This window comes from Pseudomonas sp. P9_31 (assembly GCF_034008235.1).
GTDB lineage: Bacteria > Pseudomonadota > Gammaproteobacteria > Pseudomonadales > Pseudomonadaceae > Aquipseudomonas.
The window spans coordinates 2042253-2060044 of the sequence record NZ_CP125375.1; the positions used below are offsets into that span (position 1 = coordinate 2042253).

The following is a 17792-nucleotide window of genomic DNA, read 5'->3' on the forward strand; positions in this document are numbered from 1 at the left end:
GACAGGGGAGTCGGGGGCCGTCCTACATATCGAGCGACAAATTATTCTTAATGATAATGATTGTCAATTGAGAAAGAGAATTAATGCTCCGCCAAGGTGTGGAGTGAAAACCGTGACACGTTGACTCATCCGCTAACCGCAAGCCTGCTGGCGCTCAAGCCCGGCGACTAATTATTTCAAGACCTCATCCGTTCTCATTGGTGACTGGCTGCGGGCGCAAGCCCCGGCCAAAACAGCATTCCCAATGCCTTGCGCGGTCGGCGAAGACCGCGTCCTGCATGCCCGTGAACGGGCGTGACGTACGAAAACCGATTCCACTTGCAAGCCGAATTCAGGCAGGAAACCTCATGACCGACGCGTTCGAACTCCCTAGCACACTGGTCCAAGCCCTTCAGCGCCGCGCGGCCCTGACGCCGGACCGGGTGGCCTTGCGTTTTCTCGCCGAAACCCAGGATCAGGCTGTGGTGCTCAGTTATCGTGAGCTGGATCAACGGGCGCGAACCATTGCCGGCGCGTTGCAGGCTGAGGTGTCATTCGGCGATCGCGCGGTGCTGCTGTTTCCCAGCGGCCCGGATTACGTCGCGGCGTTTTTCGGTTGCCTGTACGCCGGGGTGATCGCGGTGCCGGCCTATCCGCCGGAGTCGACCCGTCGTCATCACCAGGAACGTCTGTTGTCGATCATTAGCGATGCCGAGCCGCGCTTGCTGTTGACCCGCGCGGATCTGCGCGACGCCCTGCCGCAAATCAACGGGGCGCCGCCGCTGCTGTGTGTCGACACCCTCGACAACGCCCTGGCCGAACGCTGGGTTGCGCCGGACCTGCAAGGCGAGCACATCGCTTTCCTGCAATACACCTCCGGGTCCACCGCGTTACCCAAAGGTGTGCAAGTCAGTCACGGCAACCTGGTGGCCAACGAACTATTGATTCGTCACGGCTTTGGCATCGACCTCAACCCTGACGATGTGATCGTCAGCTGGCTGCCGCTGTACCACGACATGGGGCTGATCGGCGGCCTGTTGCAGCCGATTTTCAGCGGTGTGCCGTGTGTGTTGATGTCGCCGGCGTACTTCCTCGGTCGCCCGTTGCGCTGGCTGGAAGCGATCAGCGAATACGGCGGCACCATCAGCGGCGGGCCGGACTTCGCCTATCGGTTGTGCAGCGAACGGGTCAGCGAATCAGCCCTGGAACGCCTCGACCTGAGTGGCTGGCGCGTGGCGTATTCCGGTTCCGAACCGATTCGCCTCGACAGCCTGGAGCGTTTTGCCGAGAAGTTCGCGACCTGCGGCTTTACGCCGGACAGCTTCATGGCCTCGTACGGCTTGGCGGAAGCCACGCTGTTCGTTGCCGGTAGCCCGCGTGGCCAAGGCATTCCAGTGTTGCGCGTGGATGATCAGGCCTTGGCGCAAAACCGTGCCGAACCGGGTGATGGCAGCTCGATCATGAGTTGCGGCATCAGCCAGCCGGATCACGCGGTGTTGATTGTCGATTCCGTGTCGCTCGAAGAACTCGCCGACAATGCGGTCGGTGAAGTCTGGGCCGCCGGGCCGAGCATCGCCCATGGCTACTGGCGCAACCCCGAAGCCACGGCCAGGACCTTCGTCCAGCACGCCGGCCGTACCTGGCTGCGCACCGGCGACCTGGGCTTCTTGCGCGACGGTGAATTGTTCATCACCGGGCGCCTGAAAGACATGCTGATCGTGCGCGGTCACAACCTCTATCCGCAGGACATCGAGCAGACCATCGAGCGTGAAGTGGAGGTGGTGCGCAAAGGTCGCGTGGCGGCGTTCGCGGTCAACATCGAGGGGCAGGAAGGCATCGGTATCGCTGCGGAAATCAGCCGCAGCGTGCAGAAAATCCTCCCGCCTGAGGCGCTGATCAAAGCCATCCGCCAGGCGGTGGCCGAGGCGTATCAGGAGGCGCCGAGCGTGGTGGTGTTGCTCAATCCGGGGGCGCTGCCCAAGACGTCCAGCGGCAAGGTGCAACGCTCGGCCTGCCGCCATCGTCTGACCGAAGGCAGCCTCGACAGCTATGCACTATTTCCGCCCGCAGAGATCGCCAGCACGTCTGAAACTGAGTCGGGCTCTGAGCTGCAAGCCTTGATCGGTAAAATCTGGTGCGAACAGCTCAGCATCAAACAGGTCAGTGCCGATGACCATTTCTTCCTGCTCGGCGGCAACTCCATCGCCGCCACTCAAGTGGTCGCGCGTCTGCGTGAAGAATTGGCTCTGGAGCTGAATCTGCGCCTGTTGTTCGAAGCGCCGACCCTTGGCGCATTCGCCGCCGCGGTCGCCCGGCAACAACAGGATGGCGGCCTGGCCCAAGGCGCGATCACCACGCTGTCGCGCAGCGAAGCCATGCCGCAATCCCTGGCGCAAAACCGTCTGTGGATCACCTGGCAACTCGACCCGCAGAGCAGTGCCTACACCATTCCCGGTGCCCTGCGCCTGCGCGGCGAACTGGACGAAGACGCCTTGCGCGCCAGTTTCCAGCAACTGATCGGACGTCACGAATCCCTGCGCACACGGTTTTTCGAACGGGACGGTGTGGCCCTGCAACAGGTCATTGCTGCCGGCGAATTCAACCTGCAAGTGATCGACGTCAGCGACCTGCCAGCCATCGAGCGTGAAGCCCGCGCGCAGCACATCCGCGAGGACGAAGCCCGCACCCGGTTCGATCTGGAGAAAGGTCCGCTGCTGTGGGTGACCCTGGTACGCCTCGACGATGACGACCATCAACTGCTGGTGACCATGCACCACATCATCGCCGACGGCTGGTCGCTGAACGTGCTGATCGACGAATTCTCACGGTTGTATGCGGCCGCCTCTCAAGGCCAGACCGCCAGCCTTCCCGCCTTGCCGACGCAATACGCCGACTACGGCAGTTGGCAGCGCCAGTGGCTGGCGCAAGGGGAGGGCGAGCGTCAACTCGCTTACTGGAAACAGCAGCTGGGCGTTGATCATCCGACCCTGAGCCTGGCCACCGACCATCCGCGCTCGGCACAACACACGCACAGCGCCGCCCGCCACACGTTGCGTTTGGACGCGAGCCTGAGCGATGCCATTCGCCACACCGCCCAGGCTCATGAGTCGACGCCGTTCATGCTGCTGCTCGCGGCATTCCAGAGCTTGCTATATCGCTACAGCGGCCAACGGGACATTCGCATCGGCGTGCCGAATTCCAACCGTCCGCGCCTGGAAACCCAGGGGCTGATCGGCTTCTTCATCAACACCCAGGTGCTGCGTGCCGAGGTGGATTCACGACTGCCGTTCATGGCGTTGCTGGCGCAAACCCGTCAAGCCGCCTTGGGGGCGCAAGCGCATCAGGACCTGCCGTTCGAGCAACTGCTCGAAGCCTTCCCGCAGGCCCGCGAACAAGGCTTGTTCCAAGTCATGTTCAACCATCAGCAACGGGATCTCGGCGCCCTGCGTCGTTTGCCGGGGCTGCTCGCCGAAGAGCTGCCGTGGCACAGCCGCGAAGCCAAGTTCGACTTGCAACTGCACAGCGAAGAAGACCGTAATGGTCGTCTGAGCCTGTCTTTCGACTACGCCAGCGAGTTGTTTGACGCGGCGACTATAGGGCGTCTGGCCGGGCATTTCGCCAACCTGCTGCGAGCTGTCTGCGAACGTCCGCAACAAGCGATCGGCGACCTGCAACTGCTGACCACCGCCGAACACGATCAGCAAAATGACTGGAGTGTTGCTCCCTGCAACCCGGCGCAGCAGTGGTTGCCGGAGTTGCTCAACGAACAAGTACGCCAAACCCCGGAGCGCACCGCGCTGCTGTGGGACGGCGGTAGCCTGGACTTCGCCGAATTGCACGCCCAGGCCAACCGCCTGGCGCATTACCTGCGCGACAAAGGCGTCGGCCCGGACGTGTGCGTGGCCATCGCCGCCGAGCGTTCGCCGCAGTTGTTGATTGGCTTGCTGGCGATCATCAAGGCTGGCGGCGCTTATGTGCCCCTGGACCCGGATTACCCGGCCGAGCGCCTGGCCTACATGCTCAGCGACAGTGGCGTCGAGTTGCTGCTGACTCAAACCGAATTGCTCGAGCGCTTGCCGGCCACCGATGGCGTCAGCGTGATCGCCATGGATGCCCTGCATCTGGAGAACTGGCCAAGCCATGCACCAGGCCTGCATCTGCATGGCGACAACCTGGCCTACGTGATTTACACCTCCGGTTCCACCGGTCAGCCGAAGGGCGTGGGCAACACTCACACGGCGCTCGCTGAACGTCTGCAATGGATGCAGAACACCTATCGCCTGAACGAAACCGATGTGCTGATGCAAAAGGCGCCGATCAGTTTCGACGTGTCGGTGTGGGAGTGTTTCTGGCCGTTGATCACCGGTGCCCGCTTGCTGATCGCCGGTCCTGGTGAGCACCGCGATCCGCATCGCATTGCACAACTGGTTCAGCAGTACGGCGTGACCACGCTGCACTTTGTGCCGCCGCTGCTTGCATTGTTCATCGACGAACCGCTGACCGCCGAATGCACCAGCCTGCGCCGGGTGTTCTGTGGCGGCGAAGCCTTGCCCGCCGAACTGCGCAACCGCGTGCTGGCGCAACTGCCGGCGGTGCAATTGCACAACCGCTACGGCCCGACCGAAACCGCGATTAACGTCACCCATTGGCATTGCACAACGGCTGATGGCGAACGCTCGCCGATTGGCCGGCCATTGGGCAACGTGCTGTGCCGCGTGCTCGACAGTGACCTCAATCCTGTACCGGCCGGTGTGCCGGGTGAACTGTGCATCAGCGGTGTCGGTCTGGCTCGGGGCTATCTGGGCCGTCCGGGGCTGACCGCCGAACGTTTTGTGGTCGATCCGCTGGGCGAGCAGGGCGCGCGTCTGTACCGCACCGGCGACCGTGCGCGCTGGGCCGCCGATGGCGTGATCGAATACCTCGGTCGTCTCGATCAGCAGGTCAAATTGCGTGGTTTTCGTGTCGAGCCGGAAGAAATCGAAGCGCGGTTGTTGGCGCAGCCCGGCGTCGCCCAAACGGTGGTGCTGGTGCGCGAAACGGCGGCCGGCGGTCAGCTGATCGGTTACTACACCGCCACTGACTCCACTGAAGACGTCGACACCCAAAGCGTACGTCTGAAAGCAGCGCTGGCCGCCGAGTTGCCGGAATACATGGTCCCGGCGCAACTCATGCGTCTGGACGAAATGCCCCTGAGCCCGAGCGGCAAACTCGACCGTCGCGCCTTGCCGGAACCCCAGTGGCAAGTCCGCGAACACGTCGAACCGGTCACTGCCCTGGAGCAACAAATCGCCGGCATCTGGGGTGAAGTGCTGGGCCAAACACAGGTCGGTTTGCGCGACGACTTCTTCGCCCTCGGCGGCCACTCGCTGTTGGCCACTCAAATCATCTCCCGCACCCGCCAGGCCTGCGACGTCGAGTTGCCGTTGCGGGCGCTATTCGAAAACAGCGAACTGGGTGCATTCGCCGAACAGGTTCGCTTGATCCAGGCCAGCGGCAAAACCAATAAGCAGCCACCGATCGAGAAAGTCGACCGCAGCCAACCGGTGCCGTTGTCCTATTCCCAGCAACGCATGTGGTTCCTCTGGCAGATGGAACCGGACAGCCCGGCCTACAACGTCGGCGGCATGGCGCGGTTGCGCGGCGTATTGGATGTCGGGCGTTTCGAAGCGGCGCTGCAAGCGCTGATCATGCGTCACGAAACCCTGCGTACGACGTTCCCGAGCGTCGACGGCGTGGCCCGGCAACAGGTTCACCCGGACACCGGCCTGCGCATGGACTGGAAGGATTTTTCCGCGTTGGCGGTCGGCACCGGCGAACAACGGGTTCAGCAACTGGCCGACAGCGAGGCGCACACGCCTTTTAACCTGGAAACCGGACCGTTGCTGCGCGCCTGCCTGGTCAAGACCGCCGAGCAGGAGCATTACCTGGTGCTGACCTTGCACCACATCGTCACCGAAGGCTGGGCGATGGACATCTTCGCCCGGGAGTTGAGCGCGCTCTACGAAGCGTTCGTCGATGACCGCGAATCACCGCTGCAACCGCTGCCGGTGCAGTACCTGGATTACAGCGTGTGGCAGCGCCAGTGGCTGGAATCCGGCGAACGTCAGCGCCAGCTCGATTACTGGACCACGCAACTGGGCCGCGAACATCCGCTGCTGGAATTGCCGGCCGATCGTCCGCGCCCGCCGGTGCAAAGCCATCAGGGCGAGCTGTTCCGCTTCGATCTGAGCGATGACCTTGCGGCGCGAGTTCGTGCCTTTAACGCAGACAACGGTCTGACCCTGTTCATGACCATGACCGCCGCGCTGGCGGTGCTGCTTTACCGCTACAGTGGCCAGACTGATCTGCGCATCGGCGCGCCGGTGGCCAATCGTATTCGCCCGGAAAGCGAAGGGCTGATCGGCGCATTCCTCAACACTCAAGTGCTGCGTTGCCAGCTCGACGGGCAGATGTCCGTCGGCGAGTTGTTCGAGCAGGTTCGCCACACCGTGATCGAAGGCCAGTCCCATCAGGACCTGCCGTTCGATCATCTGGTGGAAGCCTTGCAGCCGCCGCGCAGTGCGGCGTACAACCCGCTGTTCCAGGTGATGTGCAACGTGCAGCGCTGGGAATTCCAGCAGAGCCGCACCCTGGCCGGGATGACCGTCGAGTACCTGGCCAACGATGCGCGAGCGACCAAGTTCGACCTCAATCTGGAAGTCACCGACCTCGACCATCGCCTGGGTTGCTGCCTGACTTACAGCACCGATTTGTTCGACGAGCCGCGCATTGCGCGCATGGCCGGGCACTGGCGCAATCTGCTGGAAGCGTTGCTGGCCGATCCGCAACAACGCCTCAGTGAACTGCCGTTGCTGGAAGCCACTGAACAGCAAAACCTGCTCGACAGCCTCGGCATTGAGCCGGGCGAGCATCGCCTCGATCAATGCATCCATCATCTGTTCGCCGAACAGGCGCTGGTGCGCAAGGATGCGCCGGCCTTGACGTTCGCCGGGCAAACCTTGAGCTACGCCGAGCTCGACAGCCGCGCCAATCGTCTGGCCTGGATGCTCCGCGAGCGGGGTGTCGGGCCGCAGGTACGGGTCGGCCTGGCACTGGAGCGTTCGCTGGAAATGGTCATCGGCTTGCTGGCGATCCTCAAGGCGGGTGGCGCCTATGTACCGCTGGACCCGGAATACCCGCTGGATCGTCTGCACTACATGATCGAAGACAGCGGCATCGGTTTGCTGCTCAGCGATGCGGCGATGTTCGCGGCGCTCGGTGAATTGCCGGCCACTGTTGGCCGCTGGTGCCTGGAAGACGACGCCGCGGACCTGGCCAATTACCCGGCCAGCGAACTGCCGTTTATCAGCCTGCCGCAGCATCAGGCGTACCTGATTTACACCTCGGGCTCCACCGGCAAACCGAAAGGCGTGGTGGTGTCCCACGGGGAAATCGCCATGCATTGCCGCGCCGTGATCGAGCGCTTCGGTATGCGCCCGGATGACTGTGAGCTGCACTTCTATTCGATCAACTTCGATGCTGCGACCGAGCGTCTGCTGGTGCCGTTGCTGAGTGGTGCGCAGGTTGTCCTGCGTGCGCAAGGCCAGTGGGATGCGCAAGAAATCTGCGGGCTGATTCGTCGCCACCACATCAACATTCTTGGTTTCACCCCAAGCTACGGCAGCCAGTTGGCGCAATGGCTGGCGACCCAGGGCGAAACCCTGCCGGTACGCATGTGCATCACCGGTGGCGAGGCCCTGACCGGCGAACACTTGCAGCGGATTCGCGCAGCGTTCAAGCCGAGCCTGTTTTTCAACGCTTACGGCCCGACCGAAACCGTGGTCATGCCGCTCGCCAGCCTGGCACCCGAGCAATTGGAAGAAGGGCTGGGCAGCGTGCCGATCGGCAGCGTGATTGGCGCTCGCGTTGCGTACATTCTCGACGCCGATCTGGCATTGGTGCCGCAAGGCGCGACGGGAGAGTTGTACGTCGGCGGCGCTGGTCTGGCGCAGGGTTATCACCAGCGTCCGGGCATGACCGCCGAACGGTTTGTCGCTGATCCGTTCGCCGCCAATGGCGGACGTTTGTACCGCACCGGCGACCTTGTCCGTCAACGCTCCGATGGTCTGGTCGAGTACCTCGGCCGGATCGACCATCAAGTGAAGATCCGTGGTTTCCGTATCGAGCTGGGCGAAATCGAAACCCGTCTGCTGGAACATGAATCGATCCGTGAAGCTGTCGTTCTGGCGCTCGATGCACCGAGCGGCAAACAACTGGTTGGCTATCTGGTCACTGACGTGGCCGAGCAGGACAAGGCGCAACAAACCGCACTGCGTGAGGCGCTCAAGACGCACTTGAAGGCCCAGCTGCCGGACTACATGGTGCCCACCCACCTGATCCTGCTGGCCAGCATGCCGCTGACCGCCAACGGCAAACTCGACCGCCGCGCGCTGCCGGCCCCGGACCCGGAATTGAACCGTCAGCAGTACGTGGCGCCGAGCAACGAACTTGAGTTGACCCTGGCCGGCATCTGGTGCGAAGTGCTGAACGTCCAGCAGGTCGGCCTCAATGACAACTTCTTCGAACTGGGTGGCGATTCGATCCTGTCGATCCAGGTGGTCAGCCGTGCGCGGCAGCAGGGCATCCACTTCAGCCCGCGTGATCTGTTCCAGCACCAGACTGTACAAACCCTCGCCGCCGTCGCGACCCGTACCGGGCAGGTCACCGCCGAGCAAGGTCTGCTGAGCGGTGAGTCGCGTTTGACGCCGATTCAGCACTGGTTCTTCGATACCGATATTCCACAGCGTCAACACTGGAACCAGGCATTACTGCTGGAACCGACCGAGGCGCTGGACCCGCATCGTCTGGAGCAAGCGCTGCTGGCGGTGATCGAACAGCACGACGCCTTGCGTCTGCGCTTTACCGAAGTCGCCGGCCATTGGCAGGCCGAGCACCAAGGGGGTTGCGACGCTGCCGTGCTGTGGCAGGTGCACGTGCCGACCCTGGACAAAGGCGCGGCACTGTTCGCCGATACCCAGCGCGGCCTCGACCTTGAGCAAGGGCCGCTGATGCGGGCGCTGCTGGTCGATGATCCCGAGGGGCAACAACGGCTGTTGATTGCTATTCACCACCTGGTGGTGGACGGAGTGTCGTGGCGGGTGCTGCTGGACGATCTGCAAACGGTTTATCGTCAACTGGACGCAGAGCAGTCAGTAAAACTGCCGGCGAAAACCAGTGCCTTCAAGGACTGGGCCGCACGGTTGCAGGCTTACGCCGGCAGCGAATCGCTGCGGGAAGAATTGAGCTGGTGGCAGATGCAACTGGCCGGCCCAAGTGCTGAATTGCCGTGTGATCGTCCTCAGGGCGGCCAGCAGAATCGCCACGCACAAACCGTCAGCGTGCGCCTCGACAGCGAGCGCACTCGCCAACTGCTGCAACAGGCGCCAACGGCCTATCGCACCCAGGTCAACGATTTGCTGCTGACAGCGTTGGCCCGCGTGTTGTGCCGCTGGAACGGTCGTGAATCGGCGTTGATTCAACTCGAAGGCCACGGTCGCGAAACCCTGTTCGACGAGATCGACCTGACCCGCACCGTCGGCTGGTTCACCAGCGCTTATCCGCTACGCCTCACACCTATGAATGAACAGGGCGCGTCGATCAAGGCGATCAAGGAGCAACTGCGGGCGGTGCCGCATAAAGGCCTGGGGTATGGCGTACTGCGTTACCTGGCCGACGGTGTGTGCCGGCAGACCATGGCCGCGCTGCCGGTGGCGCCGATCACCTTCAACTACCTTGGCCAGTTCGACCAGACCTTGGGCAGCGATGCGTTGTTCCGTCCGCTCGATGAGCCGGTCGGCGCGGCTCATGATCCGCATGCGCCGCTGCCCAACGAACTGAGCGTCGACAGTCAGGTATACGGCGGTGAGTTGGTGCTGCGCTGGACCTTCAGCACCGAACGCCACGATCTGCAAACCATCACCGACCTGGCGGAGGCGTACCTGGGCGAATTGCAAAGCCTGATCCAGCACTGCCTGAGCGACAACGCGGGCGGCCTGACGCCGTCGGACTTCCCGCTGGCCAGACTGACTCAACCGCAACTCGACGCACTGCCAGTGCCGGCGGCAATGATCGAAGACGTCTACCCGCTGACCCCGATGCAGGAAGGCATGCTGCTGCACACCTTGCTCGAACCGGGCACCGGCCTCTACTACATGCAGGACCGCTACCGCATCAACAGCGAGCTCGACCCGCAACGTTTCGCCCAGGCCTGGCAAGCGGTGATCGCCCGACACGAAGCCTTGCGCGCCTCGTTCTGCTGGAACGTCGGCGAAGACATGCTGCAAGTGATCCACAAGCCGGGCAGCACGCCGATCGAGTACCTGGACTGGAGCGCGGTTGCCGAAACCGAGCAAGAGCCGAAACTGCAATCGCTGCTGAAAAGCGAACGTGAGGCCGGGTTCGATCTGCTCAATCAGGCACCGTTCCATCTGCGCTTGATCCGCGTGGGCGCGGCGCGTTACTGGTTCATGATGAGCAACCACCATATCCTCATCGATGCCTGGTGCCGTTCGCTGCTGATGAACGACTTCTTCGAAATTTACACCGCCCTCGGCGAAGGCCGGGAAGCGCAGCTGGCGGTGCCGCCACGCTATCGCGATTACATCGGCTGGTTGCAACGTCAGAGCCTGGCCGAAGCGCGGCAGTGGTGGCGGCAGAACCTGCAAGGTTTCGAGCGCACCACGCCGATTCCGAGCGACCGGCCGTTCCTGCGTGAACATGCCGGCGACAGCGGCGGCATGATCGTCGGCGACCGCTACGCAAGGCTCGATGCCCGGGATGGCGCGCAATTGCGTGAGCTGGCGCAGGCCCATCAGCTGACCATCAACACCTTCGCCCAGGCGGCGTGGGCGCTGGTGCTACGCCGCTTGAGCGGTGATCGCGACGTGCTGTTCGGCGTCACGGTGGCCGGGCGTCCGGTGGAGATGCCGCAGATGCAGCGCACCGTCGGGCTGTTCATCAACAGCATCGCCCTGCGGGTGAAAATGCCCGAGGACGATCAGCGTTGCAGCGTTCGTCAGTGGCTCAGCGGTTTGCTCGACAGCAACATGCAGCTGCGCGAGTACGAATACTTGCCGTTGGTGAGCATCCAGGAAAACAGCGAGTTGCCAAAAGGCCAGCCGCTGTTCGACAGCCTGTTCGTGTTCGAGAACGCCCCGGTGGAAGTCTCGGTGCTGGACCGTGCGCAAAGTCTCAACGCCACCTCGGATTCGGGCCGCACTCACACCAACTTCCCGTTGACGGCGGTCTGCTATCCGGGGGATGACCTGGGTTTGCACCTGTCCTACGACCAACGCTATTTCGACGAATCCACGGTCGAGCGCATGCTCGGTGAGTTCAAGCGACTGTTGCTGGCACTGGTCGAAGGCTTCCATGGCGACATGGCCGACCTGCCGCTGCTGGGCACCGAGGAACAGGACTTCCTGATCCATGGCTGCAACCAGAGTGAACACGAGTACCCGCTGGAGCAGAGCTACGTCGAACTGTTCGAAGCGCAAGTCGCCGAGCATCCACAGCGGATTGCCGCCAGTTGCCTGGATCAGCAACACAGTTATGTTGAGCTGAACCAGCGCAGCAACCGCCTAGGCCATGCGCTGATTGCCACCGGAGTCGGACTGGATCAACCGGTGGCGCTGCTCGCCGAGCGTAACCTCGATCTGCTGGGCATGATCATTGGCAGCTTCAAGGCCGGTGCCGGTTACTTGCCGCTGGATCCGGGCCTGCCGAGTCAGCGTCTGAGCCGCATCATCGACCTGAGCCGCACACCGTTGCTGGTCTGCACTCAGGCGTGTCGTGAACAAGCCGTCGCACTGCTGGAAGAGATCGGTTGTGCCCACCGACCTCGATTGCTGGTCTGGGAGGACGTGCAGGCGAGCGATGTTTCGGTGGCCAACCCGGGCATTTACAGCGGCCCTGATAATCTTGCCTACGTGATTTACACCTCGGGTTCCACCGGCTTGCCGAAGGGCGTGATGGTCGAGCAGCGTGGCATGCTCAATAACCAGTTGAGCAAGGTGCCGTACCTGAAATTGAGCGGCGCCGATGTGATCGCCCAGACCGCTTCGCAAAGCTTCGACATTTCGGTCTGGCAGTTCCTCGCGGCGCCGTTGTTCGGTGCTCGGGTGGACATTGTGCCGAACAGCATCGCCCACGATCCGCAAGGCTTGCTGGCTCACGTCCAGAGCCAGGGCATCACGGTGCTGGAAAGCGTGCCGTCGCTGATTCAGGGCATGCTCGCCCAGGACCGCATGAGCCTCGATGGCTTGCGCTGGATGCTGCCGACCGGTGAAGCGATGCCGCCGGAACTGGCGCATCAATGGTTGCTGCGTTACCCGGACATCGGCTTGGTGAACGCTTATGGCCCGGCGGAATGCTCGGACGATGTGGCGTTCTTCCGTATCGACCTGGCTTCGACCCGTGGCAGTTATCTGCCGATTGGCACGCCGACCGACAACAACCGTTTGTACCTGCTCGATGGCGCGCTGGAGCTGGTGCCGTTGGGGGCGGTGGGTGAGTTGTGCGTGGCCGGTACCGGCGTGGGTCGCGGCTATGTGAGCGATCCGTTGCGCACTGCGCAGGTGTTTGTGCCGAACCCGTTCGGCGCGCCAGGGGATCGCCTGTATCGCACCGGCGACCTGGCGCGTCGTCGCAGTGATGGTGTGCTGGAGTACGTCGGACGCATCGACCATCAGGTGAAGATTCGCGGTTACCGCGTCGAACTGGGTGAAATCGAGGCGCGTTTGCACGAGCAGCCGGAGGTTCGCGATGCAGCGGTCGGTGTGCAAGAAGGCATCAACGGCAAGCATTTGGTCGGCTATCTGGTCGCGGCGGATTCGCCGCTGAACCCGAATGAACGACTGGAGCGCATCAAGCAGCGCCTGCGCGCCGAGCTGCCGGAGTACATGGTGCCGCTGCACTGGTTGTGGCTCGACAAAATGCCGCTCAACGCCAACGGCAAACTCGATCGAAAAACCCTGCCAGCACTGGAGATCGGCCAGTTGCAGAGCCAGGACTATCAGGCGCCGCGCAATGAGCTGGAACAGACCCTGGCGGATATCTGGGCTGAAGTGTTGAAGGTCGAGAAGGTCGGCGTTCGCGATAACTTCTTCGAGCTCGGCGGGCATTCGCTGCTGGCCACCCAGATCGCCTCGCGGGTGCAAAAAGCCCTGCAACGCAACGTGCCGCTGCGGGCGATGTTCGAGTGCAGCACGGTCGCGGAGTTGGCCGAGTACATCGACGGGTTGGCGGCGAGCGACATTACCGGGGAGAAGGTGGATCGGTTGAATGACCTAATGGCGGAGCTGGAGGGGCTGTGATTCTTTAACGTTTGTGAAGGCCCCTTCGCGAGCAAGCCCGCTCCCACATTAGTCCTGCGCAAGACACAAGCGGGCTTGCTCGCGAAAGGGTCAGTGCAGACACCACAAAGGTTGACTGCCAGTCCCCACCGGCTCAGTCTTCCCGTGCTTCTTTAATGGATCTTATTTCACCAAGGAGACAGTCGATGCCCTTCGTAACGGTTGATGGACAAGCGCTTCACTACGTAGATCAAGGCACAGGCCCGGCGGTTCTGCTGGCCGGCAGCTACCTGTGGGACCAGGCCATGTGGGCGCCGCAAATCAAGGCCCTATCGCGGCACTATCGGGTCATCGCCCTGGACCTGTGGGGCCATGGCGAATCCGGGCGGATGCCCGAATGCACAGAGTCACTGGATGACGTAGCACGCCAGGCTCTGGCATTGCTCGATCATCTGGACATCCACAAGGTCACGCTGGTCGGTCTTTCGGTCGGTGCCATGTGGGGTGTTCGACTGGCGCTGTCGGCGCCGAAGCGGCTCAACGGTCTGGTGCTGATGGACACCTACGTCGGTGTCGAACCGGAACCGACCCGCCAATACTATTTCTCGCTGTTCAAGCAGATCGAAGACAGCGGTGTGATCTCGCCGCAGCTGCTCGATATTGTGGTGCCGATCTTCTTCCGTCCGGGCATTGATCCGCAATCGGCGCTGTATCGGGATTTCCGCGCCAGACTGGCTGCGCTGCCGGCTGATCGTCTGCGTGAAAGCATCGTGCCGATGGGGCGGATTACCTTTGGTCGTGATGATCTGTTGCCGCGCCTGGGTGAACTGAACCCTGAAACCACGCTGTTGATGTGCGGCGATCAGGACAAACCGCGGCCGCCGTCGGAAACCAAAGAGATGGCCGAGTTGATCGGTTGTCCGTATGTGCTGGTGCCGGAGGCGGGGCATATCTCTAATCTGGAGAATCCGCAGTTTGTCACGGATGCGCTGTTGAAGTTTCTAGGCGTGAGGAATTAGCCGATTTTAATGGCCTCATCGCGAGCAGGCTCGCTCCCACAGGTGACCGCATATCCCTGTGGGAGCGAGCCTGCTCGCGATGGGGACGGTGGGGATTACTTAGGCCCCAGAATCTTCACCAACTTGTCCGGCGACGGCGCGCCTTGCTGCTGTTGCAGCTGGCCCTTGTCGTCCATGTAGAAAATCGCCGGGGTGGCGGCCAGTTCCAGGTCTTCCATCAACTTCATGTTCGCCGCCAGTTTCGCCTGAATCGCCGGCGGCACGTCTTTCAGGGCCTTGAGCGAGCTGTCCTTGCCGGATTTCTCGTGGTCTTCCAGGGCTTTCTGCGGGTCTTTGGCGGCCAGCAGCGCGGCGGATTTACCCGGGCTGTCTTCGCGAATAATGCCGACCATGATGTGCCGCAACTGCACCTTGCCGGCCTTGACCCACGGCCGCGCCTGTTCCCAGAACATGTTGCAGTAGGGGCAATTCGGGTCGCTGAACAGGTAGACGACCCGCGGTGCGTCCTTGTTGCCGTCACCGATCCAGTTGCTGGCTTCCATTTTGCCCCAGACTTCCTTGGCCATCGGTGCGTACACCAGTTTCTGCAGAGGCGCGCTGCTCAGGTCATTGCCATCGGCGTCGTACAGATTGCCGAGCAGCACATGTTTGCCGTCCGGGGTCAGGTACAGCGTCATGCCACGGTTCTGGTACTGCGCCGCATAACCGCGCAGGCCATCGGGCGCGTCGAAGGTGCCGACGATTTTCGCGCCCTTGGCTTCGATCTTCTTGATTGCTTCAGGCAGTTCTTCGGCCTGTACCGACGGCAGGTGCAGCAGGGCAGCACCCAAGGTAAGTGTCAGCAGGTGGCGGAGGCGGAGCATGGCAATTTCCTTGAAGGCGTGGCCGAGGTGGCCGGGTTCGGGGTGTCGAAGTGTTCCAGGGCGCGGGCCAGGCTCGCTTCAGAGAGTTCGCCCAGATGGCTGCCCAGCAGGTACCCGTCAGGGTTATAGAACAGCGTAGTCGGCAATGCCATGGAACCCACGGCCTGACTCAATCGACCGCTGCCATCGAACAGCACGTTAGTCAGGCTCAGACCCTGGGTTTCGAGGAAGGTGGCGACGCTCTGCATGCTTTCGCTCTGGTTGACGAACAGGAAGGTCAGGTCCGGGCGTTGTTGCTGGGCGTTTTCCAGCACTGGCATTTCCCGGCGGCACGGCGGGCACCAGGTGGCCCAAAGGTTGATGACCAGCGGACCGCCCTGGTAGTCGCTGAGCTGCACGGTTTGGCCGGCGGCATTACGCAGGGTGATCTGCGGCAGGCGCGTGCCTTGTTCGTAAATGCTCAGGGAGAAGGTCGCCAGCAGCCAGAATGCCAGACCGCTGCCCACGCCAAAGCCCAACGGCCGACGCAGGCCCGGGCGACGCCAGCCTCGATACAACGCGGCGAGCAACAGCACGACCACCCCCGGCCAGGCAAGGACCCCCCCGTCGCGCACGTCGATGATCTGCCACGGATCGTTGCGATAGTGCGCCCAGTAGGCGATCACGAAACCGACCCGAGCCGCCAGCATCCCCAGCAGGAACAGGCTGAACAGCACCGATTCCGGGTTCTCGCCGCCACGCTTGGCCACCCGCCAGCCGACAAAGGTCGCCAGCGCCAGGGCACTGATCAGCAGCAGGTGATTAAGCGCGATGGCAAAGGTGCCGAGGGTAAAGGTCAGCATTAACGAGCGTCTCGGGTGGTGGTCCAGCGTTGCAGGAAAGTGTCGGCATCGACCTCACCGGTGATGCGCTGGCTGCGGCGCTCGATGCCGTCGGTGCCGATCCACAACAGGCTTGGCGGCCCCGGCACTTTATAACGGCCGAGCAGTTCACGGCTGGCGGCATTGTCGGCGGTGACGTCCAGCCGTAGCAAGCGCACATCGCTGAGCGCTTCCAGCACTTGGGGTTTGCCGAAGACCTGTTTTTCCATGACTTTGCACGACACACACCAGTCGGCGTAGTAATCGAGCAGCACCCATTGGCCCTGGGCGCGGGCCGTGTCGAGTTCGCGTTGCAGGGCGACGGGATCCTTGACCGTGGTGAATGCATCATGGGCATTCGGTGCGGCGCCGCTGGTACGGCCGGCGCTGTACACCTGCAACGGCTGATAGGGATTGTCACTGCCCCCCGCCGCACCGATCACCAACAGGCTGCCCCACAGACCCAACAGCAGCGAACTGGCGCCGAACAGGTGGGCAACTCGGCCAAAACCTTGCGACTGCTTCCAGGCACTGCAGGCGGCGATCAGCAGCAAGGCACCGCATAAACCGAGCCAGAGCGATTCATCCAGAACCGGGCGCAGCATCAGCAACGCGGTGGCGAGGAACAGGAAACCGAACACGCCCTTGAGCAGGTTCATCCACGCGCCAGGTTTGGGCAGGAAGCGATTACCGACGGTGACCAGCAACAACAGCGGTACACCGATGCCGATACCCATGGCAAACAGAATCAGCGCGCCGTGCAGTGCACTGCCGCTCTGGGCGATATAGAGCAGGGCGCCCGCCAACGGAGCGGTCATGCACGGTCCCACCAACAGGCCGGACAAGGCTCCCAGCACACCGGCGCCGATCAGGTTGCCACCGCGCTGGTTGCGCGAAACGTGTTCCAGCCGATCTCGCACGGCCACCGGCAATTGAAGCTCGAAGAACCCGAACATCGGCAAGGCCAGCAGCACGAACACCGCCGCAAAACTGCCCAACAGCCATGGATTCTGCAGCAGTGCCTGAAGGTTTGCGCCAAGCAGGGCAGCCAGCACGCCCATCGCCGCATACACCAGCGCCATGCAGATCACGTAACTGCTGGCCAGGGCAAAGCCGCGTTTGGGCGTGGCGCCACTGCCGACAATCAAACCCGCCAGAATCGGCAACATTGGCAGCGAGCAAGGGGTGAACGCCAGCAGCAGCCCCAGGCCGAAGAACACCAGCAGGCTCCAGCCCGGCGCCCGTTGTTGCAGGTCACTGGCCAGGGACTGATCAGGTGCTTGTTCATTGAACGCGGCCAGGACGTTACTGGCGCCAAGGTCGACCACTTGAGTCTGCGGCGGATAACACAAGCCGGCATCGGCGCAGCCCTGGAAGCCCACTTTGATCTGCCCGGCGGCACCGGCCGGGATCTTCAGCTCCAGGCCTTGGCGATAGACCTGTTGTTCGCCGAAAAACTCATCGCTGTGGGACTCGCCTTCGGGCAATGCAGGTATGTGCTCAGAGGATAAGTCATCGAATTTCAGGCGTCGCTGATACAGGTAATAACCGTCGGCAATCTGCCAATAGAGCTGGGTTTCGCCGGACTCAAGGCGCTCGGAGGTGAAGATGAACGCTTTTTCCACCGGGAGAAAATCGGGTTGGGTCTCGAACGGATTCGTTCCTGCCTGGGCTACACCCGAGATCAACAGAACAAAGAATAAAAACAGTCGACGCATGGGTAAGCCTTATCCCTGTGCA

General features: G+C 62.4%; 5 protein-coding genes. 2 read left to right on the forward strand and 3 right to left on the reverse strand.

What is annotated here, in order from left to right:
- Positions 1–347: 347 nt before the first annotated feature.
- Both QMK51_RS09330 and QMK51_RS09335 read left to right on the forward strand, forming a co-directional pair.
- The gene (locus tag QMK51_RS09330; protein ID WP_320393829.1) at positions 348–13331 is read left to right on the forward strand and encodes a non-ribosomal peptide synthetase; all 12984 of its coding nucleotides are present in this window, start codon (positions 348–350) and stop codon (positions 13329–13331) included.
- A 185-nt stretch (positions 13332–13516) separates the two neighbouring features.
- Positions 13517–14329, forward strand: a complete 813-nt coding sequence (locus QMK51_RS09335; RefSeq protein WP_320393830.1) for an alpha/beta fold hydrolase — start codon at positions 13517–13519, stop codon at positions 14327–14329.
- Between the two features lie 95 nt (positions 14330–14424).
- Here QMK51_RS09335 and dsbG read toward each other — a convergent pair whose 3' ends face one another.
- Genes dsbG through dsbD form a run of 3 tightly spaced genes read right to left on the reverse strand, consistent with a single transcriptional unit; the run spans position 14425 to position 17770 of the window.
- Positions 14425–15192: a thiol:disulfide interchange protein DsbG gene (gene dsbG / locus QMK51_RS09340; RefSeq protein WP_320393831.1), complete on the reverse strand. Its 768-nt coding sequence runs from the start codon at positions 15190–15192 to the stop codon at positions 14425–14427.
- Entirely contained in the window at positions 15168–16034 is an 867-nt protein-coding gene (locus QMK51_RS09345) for a TlpA disulfide reductase family protein (protein WP_320393832.1), read from the reverse strand. The genes dsbG and QMK51_RS09345 overlap by 25 nt, the downstream gene beginning before the upstream one ends.
- The gene (gene dsbD / locus QMK51_RS09350) at positions 16034–17770 is read right to left on the reverse strand and encodes a protein-disulfide reductase DsbD (protein WP_320393833.1); all 1737 of its coding nucleotides are present in this window, start codon (positions 17768–17770) and stop codon (positions 16034–16036) included. The genes QMK51_RS09345 and dsbD overlap by 1 nt, the downstream gene beginning before the upstream one ends.
- Positions 17771–17792: the final 22 nt, after the last annotated feature.

Excerpts from the sequence above, each read along its gene's own strand:
- QMK51_RS09330 (WP_320393829.1), top strand. The coding sequence starts at position 348 with ATGACCGACGCGTTCGAACTCCCTAGCACACTGGTCCAAGCCCTTCAG.
- QMK51_RS09335 (WP_320393830.1), top strand. The coding sequence starts at position 13,517 with ATGCCCTTCGTAACGGTTGATGGACAAGCGCTTCACTACGTAGATCAA.
- dsbG (WP_320393831.1), bottom strand. The coding sequence starts at position 15,192 with ATGCTCCGCCTCCGCCACCTGCTGACACTTACCTTGGGTGCTGCCCTG.
- QMK51_RS09345 (WP_320393832.1), bottom strand. The coding sequence starts at position 16,034 with ATGCTGACCTTTACCCTCGGCACCTTTGCCATCGCGCTTAATCACCTG.
- dsbD (WP_320393833.1), bottom strand. The coding sequence starts at position 17,770 with ATGCGTCGACTGTTTTTATTCTTTGTTCTGTTGATCTCGGGTGTAGCC.